Genomic DNA, 16381 nt, shown 5'->3' with positions numbered 1-16381 from the left:
GGAAGACCGAGCCGGGAGGATCACGGCATGCTGGGTTTCGTGCCCCCACTTCCTCAGCAGCCGGGACGTCCGCCGGCAGGGCGCCCGCAGCCGGGACGTCCGCAGCCAGGACGCCCGCCGTCCACCGGCCACATGATCGTCTGCGGCGACGACGCGCTCGCGCGCCGGCTCGCCGTGGAGCTGCGGTTCGTCTACGGGGAACGGGTCACGCTGCTCCTGCCGCCCGGCCGCGACGCCAACAGCCCCGAGACGCCGCTGACCCAACGAGGCCGTGCGGCGGCCCTGTTCGGGCGGATGTCGGCGGCGATGAACCGCACCGCCGCCAACGGGAACGGGAGCACGGGCGGCAACGACACCAACGCCGGGGTCGAGGCCGTCCGGATCATGGAGGCCCCCGAGCCCTCCGACGACGTACTGGAGGAGGCGGGCGTCGACCGGGCGGCCGCCCTCGCCCTCGTCTACGACGACGACGAGCGCAACATCCGCGCCGCCCTGACCGCCCGCCGCCTCAACCCCCGTCTGCGGCTGGTGATCCGGCTCTACAACCGCAAGCTCGGCCAGCATCTTGAGGAGCTGCTCGACCAGGCGGCCGCCGTCGCCATGCCCGGCATCGACCCGGCGCTGCTCGACGCCTCCACCACCGTCCTCTCCGACGCCGACACGGCCGCCCCCGCGCTCGCCGCCACCGCGCTCACCGGCAGCAGCAAGGTCATCCAGGCCGAGGGGCTGCTCCTGCGCGCCGCCGAGCGCCCGCCACCGCGCCCCGGCGAGACCCTCGACCCGGGGCTGTGCACCCTGGCGTTGCTCTCCTCGACCACCAACGACCCGGCGGGATCCGAGGGTTCGGAGGGCAGTGGCGCCGAGGGTCCCCAACTCCTGCCCGACGAGCAGACCGTGGCCGCCGCCGAAGGACGCGGGACCGTCGTCCTGGAGGCGATCAGCCGCGCCGACCCGGACCGTCCCGCGACCCGGATGGGCGGCAGGGGCGCGCCGCTCGCCCAGGTCTTCTCCCGCCGGCTGCGCTGGTCGGCCCTCGGTGTCGCGGTCGCGGCGGTCGCCCTGGTGATCGCCTCGGTCCTCACCACCGAGGACAGCCTGTTGCACTCCAGCTACCTCACCCTGCTCGACCTCCTGGGCATGAACGACCCGGCGGAGGACGCGCCGGCGGCCCGCCAGATCATCCAGCTCCTCTCCGGCGTCGCCGGGCTCCTCCTGCTCCCGCTGCTGATCGCCGCCGTCCTGGAGGCGTTCGGCACCCTGCGCACCGCCTCCTCGCTGCGCAGGCCGCCGCGCGGTCTGTCGGGGCACGTGGTGCTGCTGGGGCTCGGCAAGATCGGTACACGCGTCCTCGTACGCCTCCGCGAGCTCGACATCCCCGTGGTCGTCGTCGAGGAGGACCCCGAGGCACGGGGCATCCCGCTGGCCCGCTCCATGCACGTGCCGACCGTCCTCGGCGACGTCACCCAGGAAGGCGTCCTCGAAGCCGCCAAGATCCGCCGCGCCCACGCCCTCCTCGCGCTCACCAGCATCGACACGACGAACCTGGAAGCGACCTTGTACGCGCGGTCGGTGAAGCCCGACCTGAGGGTGGCGCTGCGGCTGTACGACGACGAGTTCGCCACCGCCGTCTACCGCACCCTGCGCACCGCGCACCCCCAGGCCCTGACCCGCTCCCGGTCCGTCTCCCACCTGGCCGCGCCCTCCTTCGCGGTCGCCATGATGGGCCGCCAGATCCTCGGGGCGGTCCCGGTGGAGCGGAAGGTCATGCTCTTCGCCGCCCTGGAGGTGGCGGGCCATCCGCAGCTGGAGGGCCGCACGGTGGAGCAGGCGTTCCAGGCCAGCTCGTGGCGGGTCCTGGCCATCGACGCGACCCCGCCCGCCGACCGCAACCCGGACCTCGCCGCCGTCCCCCCGTACCCTCCGCAAGGCCCGCCGACCCCCTCCGGCCTGGTCTGGGACCTGCACCCGGGGTACGTGCTGCGCGCCCAGGACCGGGTGGTGATCGCGGCCACCCGGCGCGGGCTGGCGGAGCTGCTGCGGCGGCAGCGGACGGTGGCGCCGCAGCAGTGAGGCCGTGGGGCGGTGAGGCCGTGGGGCGGTGAGGCCGTTGGGCGGTTACATGGGGCTACCGGAGATCCTGTCGGTCCCGTGGGGCTACCGGAACGTGCCCATCGCCTCCCGGACCTCCTCCAGGGTCCGTTCCGCGAGCGCGTTCGCCCGCTCGTTGCCGGTGCGGAGCACCGACCGTACGTACGTGAGGTCCTCCGCGTACTCCGCCCGCCGGGCCCGGTAGGGCGCCAGGTGGCTGTTGACCGCGTCGGTCACCGTCCGCTTGAGAACGGCCGCCCCGCCGTCGCCGATCTCCGCCGCGACCTCGTGCGGGTCCCGCTCCAGGCAGAGGGCGGCCAGCAGGACGAGGGAGGAGACGCCGGGGCGGGTGTCGGGGTCGTAGGTGATGTGCCGGTCGGCGTCCGTGGTCGCGCCCTTGATCAGGCGGGCCGTCTCGTCGGCGGTGGCGCCGAGGGGGACGGAGTTGGCGCGGCTCTTGCTCATCTTGGTGCCGTCGGTGCCGAGGAGGAGGGGTGCGGCGGAGAGCAGGGCGTCGGGTTCCGGGAAGACGTTCCCGTACCGCTCGTTGAAGCGGCGGGCGATGGTCCGGGTGAGTTCGAGGTGAGGCAGCTGGTCCTGGCCGACGGGGACCACGTTGCCCTTGCAGGAGAGGATGTCGGCCGCCTGGTGCACGGGGTAGGTGAGCATCAGCCCGCTGACCACCGACTGCCGGGAGTGCGCGATCTCGTCCTTGACCGTGGGGTTCCGGCTCAGCTCCGCGACGGAGACGAGGCTCAGGAAGGGCAGGAGGAGCTGGTTGAGCGCGGGGACGGCGCTGTGGTTGAAGACGGTGGACCGGGCGGGGTCGATGCCGAGGGCCAGGTAGTCCAGGAGCAGCCCGTCGGTGTACTCCCCCAGCCGCTCGGCGGTGTCCCGGTCGGTGAGGACCTGGTAGTCGGGGATGAGGATCATGACGTCCACGCCGATGTCCTGGAGGCGGACCCGGTTGCGCAGGGTGCCGAAGTAGTGGCCGAGGTGGAGGGGGCCGGTGGGACGGTCGCCGGTGAGGACCCGGAAGCGGCCGGGGTCCTGGGCGATGCGGTGCTCCAGCTCGGCGCTGCGGTGGGCGGCGGGGGTGGTCACGGTCGCGGTCATAGCGGGGTCTCCTCGCGGGTGATGGGTGCGTGAAGGACGGCCCGGTGGTGGGGAGAGTGGGGCTGCGGTGCCCCCGTTTCCCGTACATCGCGCCTATAGGAAGGCAGCGAAAAGGGCCGTCCATGTGAACGGCCCTGGGTTCCGTGCAAACAGATGCTGCGGCCGCTCCTTAAGAGGAGCGCCACCAGTTTCGGCACGGTACGGAGGTCATGCGGTCAGTGTAGCGACCATGGGCTACGCGGCGGCTATTTGTCCGTACCACTTGTCCGTGCCACTTGTCCGGGCTACTTGTCCGCGTGCCCGCCGACGTAGAAGAGGATCCAGATGAAGCCCGCGAAGAGGTGCGTCGCGAAGACGTAGACGAAGACGCGCAGGAACACTCCGCGCGCTTTCCACTCCTCGCTGTCGCCCTTCGGGTCGCTCTTCGGACCGCCCTTCGGATCGCTCATCCGTTCGCTCACCATTCCAGAGTACGCGCGCCCGTGGAGGGGCCCGGCCGCGTGGAATAGGACGAAGGGGGGCCTCGTTGTAAGGTGTAGTTCAACGTTCAACCAAATCGGTCGGGGTCTCCGGACCCCCGGCCGGGACTCAGGAAGGCGGACGCCATGCAGTTCGGGATCTTCACCGTCGGAGACGTCACCACCGACCCGACCACCGGCCGGACGCCGACCGAGAACGAGCGGATCAAGGCGACCCTGGCCATCGCGCAGAAGGCCGAGGAGGTCGGCCTGGACGTCTTCGCGACCGGCGAGCACCACAACCCGCCGTTCGTCCCGTCCTCCCCGACGACGACGCTCGGCTACATCGCCGCCCGCACCGAGAACCTGATCCTGTCCACGTCCACCACCCTGATCACCACCAACGACCCGGTGAAGATCGCCGAGGACTACGCCACCCTCCAGCACCTCGCGGACGGCCGCGTCGACCTCATGATGGGCCGGGGCAACACCGGTCCGGTCTACCCCTGGTTCGGCAAGGACATCCGCCAGGGCATCCCGATGGCCATCGAGAACTACGCCCTGCTGCACCAGCTCTGGCGCGAGGACGTCGTGGACTGGGAGGGCAAGTTCCGTACGCCGCTCCAGTCCTTCACCGCCACCCCGCGCCCGCTGGACGGCGTCCCGCCGTTCGTCTGGCACGGCTCCATCCGCTCCCCGGAGATCGCGGAACAGGCCGCCTATTACGGTGACGGGTTCTTCCACAACAACATCTTCTGGCCCATGGAGCACACGAAGAAGATGGTGGACCTCTACCGGCGCCGTTACGCCCACTACGGGCACGGGACCGCCGAACAGGCCATCGTCGGGCTCGGCGGCCAGGTGTTCATGCGGAAGAACTCGCAGGACGCGGTACGGGAGTTCCGCCCGTACTTCGACAACGCGCCGGTCTACGGCCACGGCCCGTCCCTGGAGGACTTCACCCGCGAGACCCCGCTGACGGTGGGCTCCCCGCAGGAGGTCATCGAGCGGACGCTGACGTTCCGGGACGCGGTCGGCGACTACCAGCGGCAGCTGTTCCTGATGGACCACGCGGGGCTCCCGCTCAAGACGGTCCTGGAACAGCTGGACATCCTCGGCGAGGAGGTCGTGCCCGTGCTGCGCAAGGAGTTCGCCAACCTGCGGTCGGCCGATGTGCCGGAGTCCGCACCCCTCCACCCGGCGGTCACCGCCGCCCGTGCCAACCGTGCCGCCCGTGCCACCCGAAAGGAGAGCTGACCTCCATGTTCGCCACCACCCCTCTGCGCATCGTGGCCGTCTCGGCCGGGCTGAGCCAGCCGTCCTCCACCCGGCTGCTGGCCGACCGGCTGGCCGCCGCCGCCCGTGAGCGCCTCGCGGCCGAGCAGGACCGGAACGTCGAGGTCCGCGTCATCGAGCTGCGCGACCTCGCCGTCGACATCGCGAACCACCTCGTCAGCGGGTTCCCCTCGGCCACGCTGCGGGAGGCGATCGACGCGGTGACGGAGGCGGACGGGCTGATCGCCGTGACGCCGGTGTTCACCGCCTCGTACAGCGGTCTGTTCAAGTCGTTCTTCGACCTGATCGACAACACCGCGCTGACCGGCAAGCCCGTCGTGATCGCCGCGACGGGCGGCACGGCCCGCCACTCGCTGGTCCTGGAGCACGCGCTGCGGCCGCTCTTCGCCTACCTGCGGGCCGTCACCGTACCGACGTCCGTCTACGCCGCCTCCGAGGACTGGGGCTCCTCCGGTGACGAGTACACCGAGGGCCTGCCGTCCCGGATCCGGCGCGCCGGCGGCGAGCTGGCCTCGGCGGTCCTGGGCCGCACGGTCTCCGGGGCCTCCCGGGCGCCGGGCCTGGACGACGGGGACGACGCGGTCGTCCCCTTCGAGCAGCAGCTCGCGGACCTGCGGCTGGACTGAGCCGACCGGCCCTCCTCCCCGCCCGGCTTGATTGTCCGGTTTGACTACAGTGAAGGCGGACGCTGAACGAGGAAGCCGGACGCTGGACGAGCCGGAGCGAGCTAGTGAGCTGGAGGCAGACATGGGCAGGATCGTCGTGGGCGTGGACGGGTCCGATCCCTCGATCAAGGCACTGCACTGGGCCGTACGCCAGGCGGAGCTGACCGGTGACACCGTGGAGGCCGTGAACAGCTGGGAGTACCCCGCGACCAGCTGGGCCTCGATGATGCCGGGCCTGCCGGAGGACTTCGACCCGCAGGCGCTGGCCCTGGTCTCGCTGAACGAGGCGCTGGAGGAGGCCCTCGGCGCCGCGGGAGCGGCCGCGGTCAGCAAGATCGTGGTGATCGGCAACCCCGCCCAGTCCCTGCTGGACCGCGCCAAGGGCGCCAACCTCCTCGTCGTGGGCGCCCGCGGCCGCAGCGCCCTCAAGGCGACGCTGCTCGGCTCGGTCAGCCTCCATGTCACGCAGCACGCGCCGTGCCCGGTGACGGTGGTACGCGACTGAGGGACCCTGCGCCGGGCACATCGGGGGCCGTTGTCAGTGGGTCCTCCTATCGTGTGGTCATGACCCCTGCTCTGTTCGGGCGCGACCATCCCGCAGGCATCCTCCGCTCGGAGATCGTCCGGGCCACGGAGAGCCACGGCGGGCTCGTGCTGGTCACGGGCGAGGCCGGGATCGGGAAGACCACCCTCGTCACCGACGCCGCGCACGAGGCACGGCGGCGCGGGACGCTGGTGGTCGGCGGCTCCTGCTGGGACTCCGACAGCACCCCCGGCTACTGGCCCTGGGTGCAGGTGCTGCGCGGCCTTCGCCGCTCCGCCACGGCGGCGGAGTGGGCGGCGGCCCAGGACGCGGCGGACGGGCGGCTCGGGATCCTGCTGGGGGACCCCGGGGACCCGGCGGGCGACGGCCCGGCCACGGGAGAGGTGGACGGGGACGGCGCTTCCGGTGCCTCCTCCGACGGCCCCGAGGCCTTCGGGCTGTACGACGCGGTGACCACGGCCCTCGTCACCCTCTCCCAGGCCCGCCCGCTGGTCGTGGTCCTGGACGACCTCCACAGCGCCGACCCGGCCTCGCTGCGCCTGCTCGAATTCGCCGCCCAGCACGCCTGGTTCGAGCGGCTCCTGCTCATCGGCACCTACCGGGACGTCGAGGTGGAAGCCCCCGGCCACCCGCTCCAGCAGTTGATCCTGCCCCTCGTCTCGCGCGCCTCGGCCACCCTCACGCTGACCGGCCTGGGCCGCGACGAGGTGGGGGCGCTGATGGCCGTGACGACGGGCCGTGAGCCCGAGCCGCGCCTGGTCGACGAGGTCCACCGGCGCACCGGCGGCAACCCGTTCTTCGTCGAGCAGACGGCCCGGCTCTGGCACAGCGGCAGCCCCGTGTCCACCATCCCGCCCGGGGTGCGGGAGGCGGTCCGGCAACGGCTGAGCCTGCTGCCGGGCACCGTCGTCTCCCTGCTGACCGCCGCCGCCGTGCTCGGCCGGGAGTTCCGCCGGCAGGTGCTGGCCGTGGTGCACGGCTCCCCGGTCCCCCAGGTGGAGCGGCTGCTGGAGTCGGCGATCGTCGCCCGGGTCGTCGTCCCGCTCCCCTCCGGGAGTTACGCCTTCGCCCACGACCTGCTCCGTGAGACGCTGTACGCCTCCCTCGGGGACGCGGACGCCCGCCGCCGCCACGCCGCCGCCGTACGGGCGCTGGACGCGCACGGCGGCCTCGACGACGCGGTGCTCCCCGGGGACCTGGCCCGCCACGCCCACCTCGCCGGGGCGGAGCTGGAGCGCGACCGCCGGGTCGATCTGCTGCTCGCCGCCGCCCGGGACGCCTCGGGGCGCCTCGCCGACGAGGAGGCCATCGGCCACTACCGCCGGGCCCTCGCGGTGGCGTCGGGGGAGGCGGGCGGCGAGGCGGCCCCGGAAAGGGACTCGGGGCGGTCAGGTCCGGCTCAGGCTCCCGACCGGCGCCGGACCGCGCTGATCTGCCTCGACCTCGGGGAACAGCTGCGGCACGCCGGGGAGAGTGCCGAGGCGCGCCGCCTGCTCGACCGGGCGGTGGACCTGGCGCGCGAGCTGGACGATCCCGAGCTGCTGGCCCGGGTGGCGATCACCCTGTACCGCCGGGGCACCCTGGGCGGCGGCGAGGCGTTCATGGTGACGTTCCTCGGCGAGGCCCACCGCAAGGTCACCGGCAAGGACGGGCAGGACAGCCTCTCCGCCGACCGGCTCGCGCAGGAGCTGGCCATCCACATCATGGCCCTGGCCCGCGACGGCTCGGACGACGAGGCCCTCGCCTTCTCGCTCTGGGCGCGCCACGACTCCGTATGGGGTCTCGGCTCGGCGGTGGAGCGACTCGGGCTGACCGACGAGATGGCCGTCGTCGGCCGGCGCACCCAGAACCTGGACATGGAGCTGCACGCCACCTCCATGCGGTGGGTCGCCCTGCTGGAGCTCGGCGACCCGGGCTTCATCGACCAGTACCGCACGCTCATCCGGGCCGCCGAGCGCTCGGAGCTGCCCCGGTTCGCCCTGGTCGTCGCCGTCGACGGCAGCCTCATCGCCTCCCTCCAGGGCCGGTTCACCGAGGCGGCCGACGCGCTCAACGGCGAGGAACTCGGCCTGGAGGGCGAGGACCACGAGGCGTTCGGCTTCATGGGGTGCCACCTGCACTGGTCCCTGCACCTGCTCCGGGGGCGCTTCGCGGAGGCCGAGAAGGTCCTCGCCGCGCTGCCGGGCGCCCGGTATCCGTATCCCGGGCTGCTGGAGGCGCTCACCGCGGTGGAGCAGGGCGACGCGGCCCCGGCCCTCCGGCTGATCGCCGAGCAGTCCGACCGCGCGGCCCCCTATCCACGGGCCTTCATGCCGCTCTGGCTCCGGCTGCTGGCCCAGACGGCCACGACCACCGGCGACCGCCGCCTGATCACCCGCGCCGAGGACGAGCTCACGCCGTACACCGGCCAGTGGGTCGTCTCCCTGTACGGGTGCGACATCGGCGGCCCCGTCGACCTCTGGCTCGGGATGCTCGCCGCCGCCCGCGACGACCGGGACACGGCGGTGGCCACGCTCACCGAGGCCGCCGCCTCCGCGGACCGCCTGGGCGCCCGCCCCTGGGCCGTACGCTCCCGGCTGCACCTGGCCCGCGCCCTCCTCGCCCGCGCGGAGCCGGGCGACACCGGCCGGGCCCGCGCGCTCCTCGGCGAAGCGGAGCGGGAAGCGGGCGAGTTGGGCCTGCACCACCTGGCCTCCGAGGGTCCCGCCCTCCGCGCACTCCCGCCGGCCGCCGGCCACGGACCCGGCGTCCCCGCCGCCGCTGCCGTCCCGCCGCCTGCTCCGGCCGCCGCCGAGTTCCGCCGCGACGGGTCCGTATGGCAGCTGTGCTGGGGCGGGCGGACCGTGCACGTCCCCGACGCCAAGGGGCTGCGGGACCTCCACAGCCTGCTGGGGCTCCCCGGTACCGACGTCCCGGCCGTGCACCTGCTCGCCCCCGAGGGCGGGGCCGTCGCGGCCGCCGCCGGCCGGCTGGGCGGCGACCCGGTGCTCGACGAGGAGGCCAAGCGCCGGTACAAGGAGCATCTGGCCCGGCTGGACGCCGAGATAGACCGCGCCGCGGCCCGGGACGACACCCGGCAGGTGGAGGCGTACGACCGGGAGCGGCAGGCCCTCCTCGACCAGCTGCGCACCGCGGCGGGGCTCGGTGGCCGGAGCCGCCGCCTGGGCGACGAGACCGAGCGGGCCCGCAAGACGGTGACCGCCCGGATCCGCGACACCCTGCGCAAGCTGGACGCCCTGCACCCCGAACTGGCGGCGCATCTGCGGGAATCGGTGACCACGGGCACCACCTGCGCCTACCGCCCCGGCGACGCCCCGGAGTGGCGTCTGTGACCCGGCGCCAGTTTCGGCGCCGGGTCACAGACGGTCGGTCGCTTCCGGTGGTGGCCGGTCACCTCCGGTGGTGGCCGATCACTTCCGGTAGTGGCCGGTCACTTCCGGTTGTAGAGCCGCATCGTCACGGTGCCGAAGACGACCATGATCAGTCCGGCCCACCCCAGCGACCAGCCGATGTCGGCCGCGGGCCAGTTGCCCGCCATCAGCTCGCGCACCGCCGTGGCCAGGTGGGTGATCGGGCTGTTGTTCACGAAGGCCTGCAGCCAGCCCGGCATCGTGCTCGGGTCGACGAAGACGTTGCTGAGGAAGGTCAACGGGAAGATCACCATCATGCTGACGCCCATCACCGACTTCTCGGTGCGCAGCAGCAGCCCGAACATGGTCCAGATCCACGAGAACGCGAACGCGAAGACCAGCAGCAGGGCCACCCCCGCCAGCATCCCGAGCACCCCGCCGTCCGGCCGGAAGCCGATGATCATGCCGACGGCGAGCATCACCACCGACGCCAGCACATAGCGCAGGACATCGCCGAGCAGATAGCCGACCATCGGCGCGGGCCGCCAGATCGGCAGCGTACGGAACCGGTCGAAGACGCCCTTGGTGATGTCGGTGTTGACGGAGACGCCCGTGTACATCGTGATCATCACGACGCTCATCACCAGGATGCCGGGCAGCAGGAACTGGATGTACTCCTGCGTGGAGCCGGCCAGCGCCCCTCCGAAGAGGTACGTGTACATCAGGACCAGCATGATCGGGAAAGCCGTCACATCGAAGAGCTGCTCCGGCACATGCTTGATCTTCAGCATGGCGCGCCAGCCGAAGGTGAGGGAGGCCGACAGCGCGCTCGGCCTCGGCGGCCGGTCCAGGCCGACCAGGAGAGCCGAGAGGCGCTCCTTGTCCGGCGCGGCGAGCGCGACGTCCTCCAGCTCCGTCTTGGTGGTCGTGGTGCTCATGCCGCCACTCCCTTCTTGTCGGTGAGGGCCAGGAAGACCTCGTCGAGGCTGGGCTGTCCCAGCGAGAAGTTGTCGACCGTGATGCCGGCCCGGGCCAGCTCGGCCAGGGCCCGTGCCGCCTGTTCCGCCGCGCCCCGGTCGGAACCGTGGGCGTCGATCCGGGCGGTCAGCGCCACCGGGTCCGCGTCCAGCTGGACCGTGGCGTCGAGCGCCAGCGAGAGCACCCGCTCGGCCTCGGGCCGCTGGGCGGCGTCGCGCAGCCGCAGATGGACGGTGCCGGAGCCGACGGAGGCCTTGAGCTCCCCCTTGGTGCCCTCGGCGATCACCCGTCCGTGGTCGATGACCGCGATCCGGGAGGCCAGCTGGTCGGCCTCGTCCAGATACTGCGTGGTCAGCAGGACCGTGGTGCCGTGCGCGACGACCGCGCGCACGATGTCCCAGACCTGATTGCGGCTGCGCGGGTCGAGGCCGGTGGTCGGCTCGTCCAGGAAGAGCAGGTCGGGGGTGTTCAGGATGGAGGCGGCGATGTCGATGCGGCGCCGCATGCCTCCCGAGTAGTTCTTCACCTGCTTGCCGGCCGCCTCGGACAGCCCGAAGCCTTCGAGCAGCTGGGCCGCCCGGTCGCGGGCCGCCGGCTTGGAGTGGCCGAGGAGCCGGGCGAGCAGGATGAGGTTCTCGGTGCCGGTCAGGTCCTCGTCGACCGAGGCGTACTGCCCGGTGAGACTGACCCGGCTGCGGACCGCGTCGGCTTCCTTCACCACGTCCTTGCCGAACACCCGGGCGGAGCCGCCGTCGGGGCGCAGCAGCGTCGCGAGCATCCGTACGGTGGTGGTCTTCCCGGCACCGTTGGGTCCGAGGACCCCGTAGACGGTGCCGGTCGGGACCGCGAGGTCGACGCCGTCCACCGCGCGGTTCTCACCGAAGACCTTCACCAGCCCCGTGGTCTCGATGGCCAGTTCAGTGCTCATGAATCCATTCCTTGTGCGTCGTCGTCGAAGTTCGGGGAGGGGTGGAGGGTGAGGGCCAAGGGGGTGTCAGGAGACATCAGGAGAGATAGGGGCGGACCGCCCGTGCCTCGCGCAGGGCCCAGCCCCACCAGCCGAGCTGGTCGAGCATCAGCCGCACCGCCCGGTCCCGCGCGCAGGCTCCGGCGCGGTCCTCCAGCGGTGTGTGGAGGAAGTCGAGGGCGACCCCGTTGCGCAGGGTCACCGTGTGCAGCTCCGTGAAGACCGAACGCAGCTGTTCCACCGCGTACAGCCCGGACGAGCCGTGGCCGTAGCTCACGAAGCCGACCGGCTTGGTCTGCCACTCGTCGTACGCGAAGTCGATGGCCTGCTTGAGGGAGGCCGGGAAGGAGCGGTTGTACTCCGGGGTGACCACGACGAAGGCCTCGGCCCTCCCGATCGCCCCGGCGAACTCCGTCATCTGTTCCGTCGCGCGCTCCGGGTAGTGCACGGGGAAGTCGAACTCCGCGAGGTCCAGCACGACGAGGTCGAGCTCGCTCCGTACGCGAGCACGCTCCATGAACCAGCGGCCCACCGCGTCGCCGATGCGCCCTTCGCGCGTGCTGCCGATGATCACCGCGACCCGCAGCGGGTCCCCGCTCTCATCGGTCTCCCTGCCCTCGTCCGTCATCGCTCGCTCCTCCTCCCGCTTCCTTCCGGCTCCCTCACCTCTTGGGCGCCAGACGCCGCGGCGCGGCCGCCAGATCCGATCTGGCGGCCGCGCCCACGGTCGGTGTCCACGGCTGGAAAAGCCCTCGTGGCCGGCCCGCGCGGTCAGCGCTCCCGCGAGTAGAAGAGGTAGAACGTGGTCAGGAAGACACCCACGCCGACCACCAGCCCCAGCACGGTCGACCGCAGCACGCTGGTATCCGTCAGGCTCACCAGGAAGCCGATCGCGCAGGCGGTCAGAGCGCCGTACGCGAGCGCCCGCAGCCCGTGCGGCAGCGCCCGCTGGATCCGGCCCAGCGCGAAGCAGAGGGCCGCCACCGCCGCACCGGAGACGAGGCCCAGGACGACCTGCCCGCCGGTGCTGGGCCCGCCGTCGCGGCGGATGAACGCGGCGTAGAACCCGTAGATGATGCCGAGCGCCAGAGGCACCGCCACGGCGTACGGCGTGAGACTGCGGGGCCGGGCATGCGCGCGGGCCCCCTTCCGGCCGGGCATGGCTGCGTGTGTGACCATCGCGGACAGCTCCTTCCCTCGCCCCCGTCGCGCGCCCCCGTTCCTCCAGAGCACACCCGCCCGCGCGGCCCGGCAACTCGAACGGCGTACGGCCCTGAGCGGTCCGGCTCCGCAGGGGATTCCCTGGAGGAGTGCGGACCTCTTCCTCGGCGACTTCGGCGAACTCGGCCACATCGACGCCTTCGGCGTTCTCTGCGGTCTCGGCGGCCCTCTCCGCCGCCCTGATCGTCCTGCTCGCCGTCCTGGTGCCGTTCAGCGCGCTGTCCGCCTGGGTCGACCTGGAGATCGACGACACCGACCGGTACGTCGCCGCCGTCTCCCCGCTCTCCTCCGACCCTGCCGTGCAGAGCACGGTCACGGACCTGATCACCGACGAGGCGATGGAGCAGATCGACCTCGGCCCGCTCCAGGACACGGTCCGCGACTTCCTGCACGAGACCGTGCGGTCCTTCACCACCACCGAGGCCTTCGCCAACGCCTGGGACACCGCCAACCGGACCGCCCACGAAGCGGTGACCGCCGCGCTGGACGGCGACAGCGGCGAGGCGGTCACCATCGACCTGGCCCCGGTGATCCAGCAGGTCAAGCAGGATCTGGTGGGCCAAGGAGTGCCGTTCGCGGACCAGATCCCCGTCCAGCGGACGGAGATCACGGTGATCGGCGCCGACCGCGCGGACACGCTGAGGGACACGTTCCACTGGCTGCGCTACTGCAGCATCTGGCCGGCCATCGCCACGCTGGTCCTGCTCGTGCTGGTGGTGGGCATCGCGACGGTACGGGGCGGGCTCCGGGCCGCCCTGACCGCGACGGCGGCCGTCGGCGCCGGGTTCGTCCTCGGGGCGATCGTGCTGCGGATCCTGATGGCGGTCGGCCGGAGCCGAGCGCTGGACGAGGTGCCGACCAACGACCGGGACGCGGCGGCCGCGGTGATCGACGCCCTCACCGCCTCGCTGCGGACCACGGTGTGGGTGGTGCTGGTGGTCGGGGCGGTGCTGCTGGTGGGGGCGGTGGTGGCCCGGGTGCTGCTGGGGCGGCGAAGGGCCGGGCGGGGGTGACCGTCCCGACGTTTCACGTGAAACACCCGTAGGCACGTTTCACGTGAAACAACGGGACAGAACCCACACGGAGGACCGCCGATCGGCTCAGAGCTCCGGCGGGCGTCCCTGGAGCCGCTCCATCTCACGGCGGTCGCGCTTGGTGGGGCGGCCCGTGCCCCGGTCCCGTACCGGAACCTGGATCGCGAGCTCGCGCGGCGGCGGGGGCGGGCTGTTGTCGACGAAGCACTCGACGGCCACCGGCGGGCCGACCCGCTTCTTCACGATCTTCGAGACGACGACCACCCGGTCCCGTCCCGCATGCCGGAGCCGTACCTCGTCGCCGACGCGGACGGCCTGGGCGGGCTTGGCCCGCTCACCGCCGACCTTCACATGCCCGGCCCGGCAGGCGGCGGACGCCTGGGCACGGGTCTTCGTCAGCCGGACCGACCAGATCCACACATCGACCCGGACGCTTCCCTCCGCCTGCGGCGCGTCACCGGAAACCATGGGACCGACTGTAATGCGGACCGGGTGGTGGGTGGGCGGCATTAAGGCCGCCCACCTTCCGGAACTCACACCCCGATGTCGCGTCCGTCCTTGCGCCAGACCGCGACGACGGAGGGACGGACGATCTTCCCCGGTCCGTCGGGCCAGGTGCTCGCCGGCTTCTCCACCGAGGCTCCGTCGACCTCGCCCGGGTGCTGGACGGCGACCAGGACGCGGCGGTCCTGGATGACCGGGCCGCAGGTCTCCGCACCGGCCGGAACGGTCAGGAACTGCTTCAGCTCACCGCGCCGGTCACCGTGGGTCGCGACGCCGAAGAGGCCGTCGTGCGAACCGAGCTGGTTGCCGTCCGTGGAGATCCACAGGTTTCCGTGGTCGTCGAACGCCACGTTGTCCGGGCAGGAGATGGGGCTGACGCGGTCCTTGGGGAAGCCGGCGAAGTACGTCGACGGGTCGTTCGGGTCGCCCGCGACGAGGAAGAGGCGCCAGGCGAACCCGTCGCTCGTCGGGTCGTCCCAGTTCTCCGCGAGCTCCAGGATCTGCCCGTGCTTGTTGAGGTTGCGCGGGTTGGCCTCGTCCGCCGGGGCCTTGCCCTCCTTGCCCCGGTCGGTGTTGTTGGTGAGCGCGACGTAGACCCGGCCGGTGCGCGGCGAGGGCTCGACGTCCTCGGGCCGGTCCATCTTGGTGGCGCCGACCTTGTCACCGGCCAGCCGCGTGTAGACGTACACCTCGTCGGCGGTCATGCCGGGCACGTGCGAGGTGGTGCCGGTGGCCAGCGGGATCCACACGCCGCTGCCGTCGAACTCACCGTCGTCGGGAAGCTTTCCGCTGCCGTCGATCTCGGAGGCCGGGGAGTCACCGGTCAGCTTGGCGACGTACAGCGTGCCCTCGTCCAGCAGCGTCAGGTTGTGCTCGCGGGCGGCGCGCGAGGTGCCCTTCTTCATCCGCTTGCTGGAGACGAACTTGTAGAGGTAGTCGAACCGTTCGTCGTCGCCCATGTAGACGACCGGGCGGCCGTCGGAGGTCAGCCGGGGCTCGGCCGCCTCGTGCTTGAACCGGCCCAGCGCGGTCCGCTTGCGCGGGGTGGAGTCCGGGTCGTACGGGTCGAGTTCGACGACCCAACCGAAGCGGTTGGCCTCGTTGGGCTCCTTCGCCAGGTCGAAGCGCCGGTCGAACCGCTCCCACTTGCGCTCGGTGGCGCCGGTCCCGATCCCGTACCGCTTGTGCTCGGCGGTGGTGCCGTTGGCGAAGTACTGGTTGAAGTTCTCCTCGCCGTGCAGCGTGGTGCCCCACGGAGTCGTGCCGCCCGCACAGTTGTTGAGGGTGCCGAGCACCCGGCTGCCGGTGCGGTCGGCGGACGTACGCAGCAGATCGCTCCCCGCCGCCGGTCCGGTGACCCGGAATTCACTCGTGGCGGTGAGCCGGCGGTTCAGCGGGTGACGGCTGACCGCGCCCAGCTTGCCGGTGCGGCTCTCCTCTTGGACGACGACCACGGAGAGTCCGTGCGCGGCCCAGGCGATCTCCACCTGCTCGCGCGTCGGGTTGGCCGGATCGTAACCGCGGAACATGAGGATCTCGTCCGTGTACTCATGGTTGGCCACCAGGACCTGACGCCCGCGCTCACCGCGGAGCGGGAGGAGCGAGAGGAAGTCGTTGTTGTAACCGAACTGGCCCGCCTGCGCCTTGGCGGTCTGCTTCTCCGGGTTGAACGCGGGCGCCCCGCGCAGGATCGGCTCACCCCAGCGGATCACCACGTTCTGGCTGTACCCGTCGGGGACGGTGACCTTGTCGTTCTTGTTGGGCGCGACCGGCGAGAACCGCAGGCCCCGGGTGCCGGACGGGGCCGGTTTGTGGGGCGGGTTCGGTTTGTGGCCGTGGCCGGCGAGCGCGGCTGCCTCCGCCTGCGGGGCGTTCGGGCCGGTCAGCGCGGCCGTTCCGGCTGCGGCGGCGACCGTCACGACGGCGGCTGCGCGCATCATCGAGCGACGCGAGACGGCACGGGCGATGATGTCGCCGGCGTACTCGTTCTCGCTGGTGTTGGGGATCTCCTGGAAGCAGGCGTCCCCGCAGCGGAAGCGGCAGGTCAGCGCGGAACGCCCGCCCGAGTGGGAGCTGATGAGCGGCAGCAGATTACGCACGTGGATTCCCTCCGTCGGTGTGTCGTGCGTGACGGTAGGCGCGCCCGCACGCGGTCCGAGG

General features: G+C 72.2%; 14 protein-coding genes. 6 read left to right on the top strand and 8 right to left on the bottom strand.

Annotated features, from left to right (window positions below):
* Nucleotides 1–27: 27 nt before the first annotated feature.
* On the top strand, nucleotides 28–2070 hold the full coding sequence (locus IF17_RS0107065) for an NAD-binding protein (RefSeq protein ID WP_078615814.1): 2043 nt from the start codon (nucleotides 28–30) through the stop codon (nucleotides 2068–2070).
* A gap of 84 nt (nucleotides 2071–2154) precedes the next feature.
* Here IF17_RS0107065 and trpS read toward each other — a convergent pair whose 3' ends face one another.
* Together trpS and IF17_RS1000000139210 are read right to left on the bottom strand one after the other, a co-directional pair.
* The gene (gene trpS / locus IF17_RS0107060; RefSeq protein ID WP_030563252.1) at nucleotides 2155–3204 is read right to left on the bottom strand and encodes a tryptophan--tRNA ligase; all 1050 of its coding nucleotides are present in this window, start codon (nucleotides 3202–3204) and stop codon (nucleotides 2155–2157) included.
* Between the two features lie 284 nt (nucleotides 3205–3488).
* The gene (locus tag IF17_RS1000000139210; protein ID WP_167344509.1) at nucleotides 3489–3653 is read right to left on the bottom strand and encodes a DUF6126 family protein; all 165 of its coding nucleotides are present in this window, start codon (nucleotides 3651–3653) and stop codon (nucleotides 3489–3491) included.
* 156 nt (nucleotides 3654–3809) lie between these two features.
* On the opposite strand from IF17_RS1000000139210, the gene IF17_RS0107050 reads away from it, so the two are divergent.
* The 4 genes from IF17_RS0107050 (at nucleotide 3810) to IF17_RS0107035 (ending at nucleotide 9499) form a co-directional block, all read left to right on the top strand.
* On the top strand, nucleotides 3810–4919 hold the full coding sequence (locus IF17_RS0107050) for an LLM class flavin-dependent oxidoreductase (protein ID WP_030563251.1): 1110 nt from the start codon (nucleotides 3810–3812) through the stop codon (nucleotides 4917–4919).
* 5 nt (nucleotides 4920–4924) lie between these two features.
* Nucleotides 4925–5584: an FMN reductase gene (locus IF17_RS0107045; protein ID WP_030563250.1), complete on the top strand. Its 660-nt coding sequence runs from the start codon at nucleotides 4925–4927 to the stop codon at nucleotides 5582–5584.
* Nucleotides 5585–5705: 121 nt separating this feature from the next.
* Nucleotides 5706–6128 (top strand): universal stress protein, encoded by a 423-nt coding sequence (locus tag IF17_RS0107040; RefSeq protein WP_030563249.1) that lies wholly within the window; start codon nucleotides 5706–5708, stop codon nucleotides 6126–6128.
* Between the two features lie 59 nt (nucleotides 6129–6187).
* A complete protein-coding gene (locus IF17_RS0107035; protein ID WP_030563248.1) occupies nucleotides 6188–9499 on the top strand; it encodes an ATP-binding protein in 3312 nt (1103 codons plus the stop codon).
* A 98-nt stretch (nucleotides 9500–9597) separates the two neighbouring features.
* Here IF17_RS0107035 and IF17_RS0107030 read toward each other — a convergent pair whose 3' ends face one another.
* The 4 genes from IF17_RS0107030 to IF17_RS0107015 all read right to left on the bottom strand — a co-directional run bounded on the left by IF17_RS0107030 (nucleotide 9598) and on the right by IF17_RS0107015 (nucleotide 12641).
* Complete coding sequence (locus IF17_RS0107030) at nucleotides 9598–10455, bottom strand: ABC transporter permease (RefSeq protein ID WP_030563247.1); 858 nt, start codon at nucleotides 10453–10455, stop codon at nucleotides 9598–9600.
* The gene (locus IF17_RS0107025) at nucleotides 10452–11423 is read right to left on the bottom strand and encodes an ATP-binding cassette domain-containing protein (protein WP_030563246.1); all 972 of its coding nucleotides are present in this window, start codon (nucleotides 11421–11423) and stop codon (nucleotides 10452–10454) included. The genes IF17_RS0107030 and IF17_RS0107025 overlap by 4 nt, the downstream gene beginning before the upstream one ends.
* 76 nt (nucleotides 11424–11499) lie before the next feature.
* Nucleotides 11500–12090 carry an NADPH-dependent FMN reductase gene (locus IF17_RS0107020; RefSeq protein ID WP_030563244.1) on the bottom strand — a complete coding sequence of 197 codons (591 nt, stop codon included), beginning with the start codon at nucleotides 12088–12090 and terminating at the stop codon, nucleotides 11500–11502.
* 143 nt (nucleotides 12091–12233) lie between these two features.
* Nucleotides 12234–12641: a hypothetical protein gene (locus IF17_RS0107015; RefSeq protein WP_030563242.1), complete on the bottom strand. Its 408-nt coding sequence runs from the start codon at nucleotides 12639–12641 to the stop codon at nucleotides 12234–12236.
* A gap of 131 nt (nucleotides 12642–12772) precedes the next feature.
* Here IF17_RS0107015 and IF17_RS0107010 point away from each other — a divergent pair, with 131 nt between their 5' ends.
* The gene (locus IF17_RS0107010) at nucleotides 12773–13696 is read left to right on the top strand and encodes a hypothetical protein (protein ID WP_030563240.1); all 924 of its coding nucleotides are present in this window, start codon (nucleotides 12773–12775) and stop codon (nucleotides 13694–13696) included.
* A gap of 87 nt (nucleotides 13697–13783) precedes the next feature.
* Here IF17_RS0107010 and IF17_RS0107005 read toward each other — a convergent pair whose 3' ends face one another.
* Complete coding sequence (locus IF17_RS0107005) at nucleotides 13784–14185, bottom strand: RNA-binding S4 domain-containing protein (RefSeq protein ID WP_030563238.1); 402 nt, start codon at nucleotides 14183–14185, stop codon at nucleotides 13784–13786.
* 65 nt (nucleotides 14186–14250) lie between these two features.
* Entirely contained in the window at nucleotides 14251–16320 is a 2070-nt protein-coding gene (locus tag IF17_RS0107000; RefSeq protein ID WP_030563236.1) for a PhoX family protein, read from the bottom strand.
* Between the last annotated feature and the right edge of the window lie 61 nt (nucleotides 16321–16381).

It is taken from the genome of Streptomyces cyaneofuscatus, assembly GCF_000718135.1.
In the GTDB taxonomy this organism is placed as follows: Bacteria; Actinomycetota; Actinomycetes; order Streptomycetales; family Streptomycetaceae; genus Streptomyces; species Streptomyces cyaneofuscatus.
Note: the sequence above shows the minus strand (reverse complement) of the source record. Positions and strands in the feature narration are given on the sequence as shown.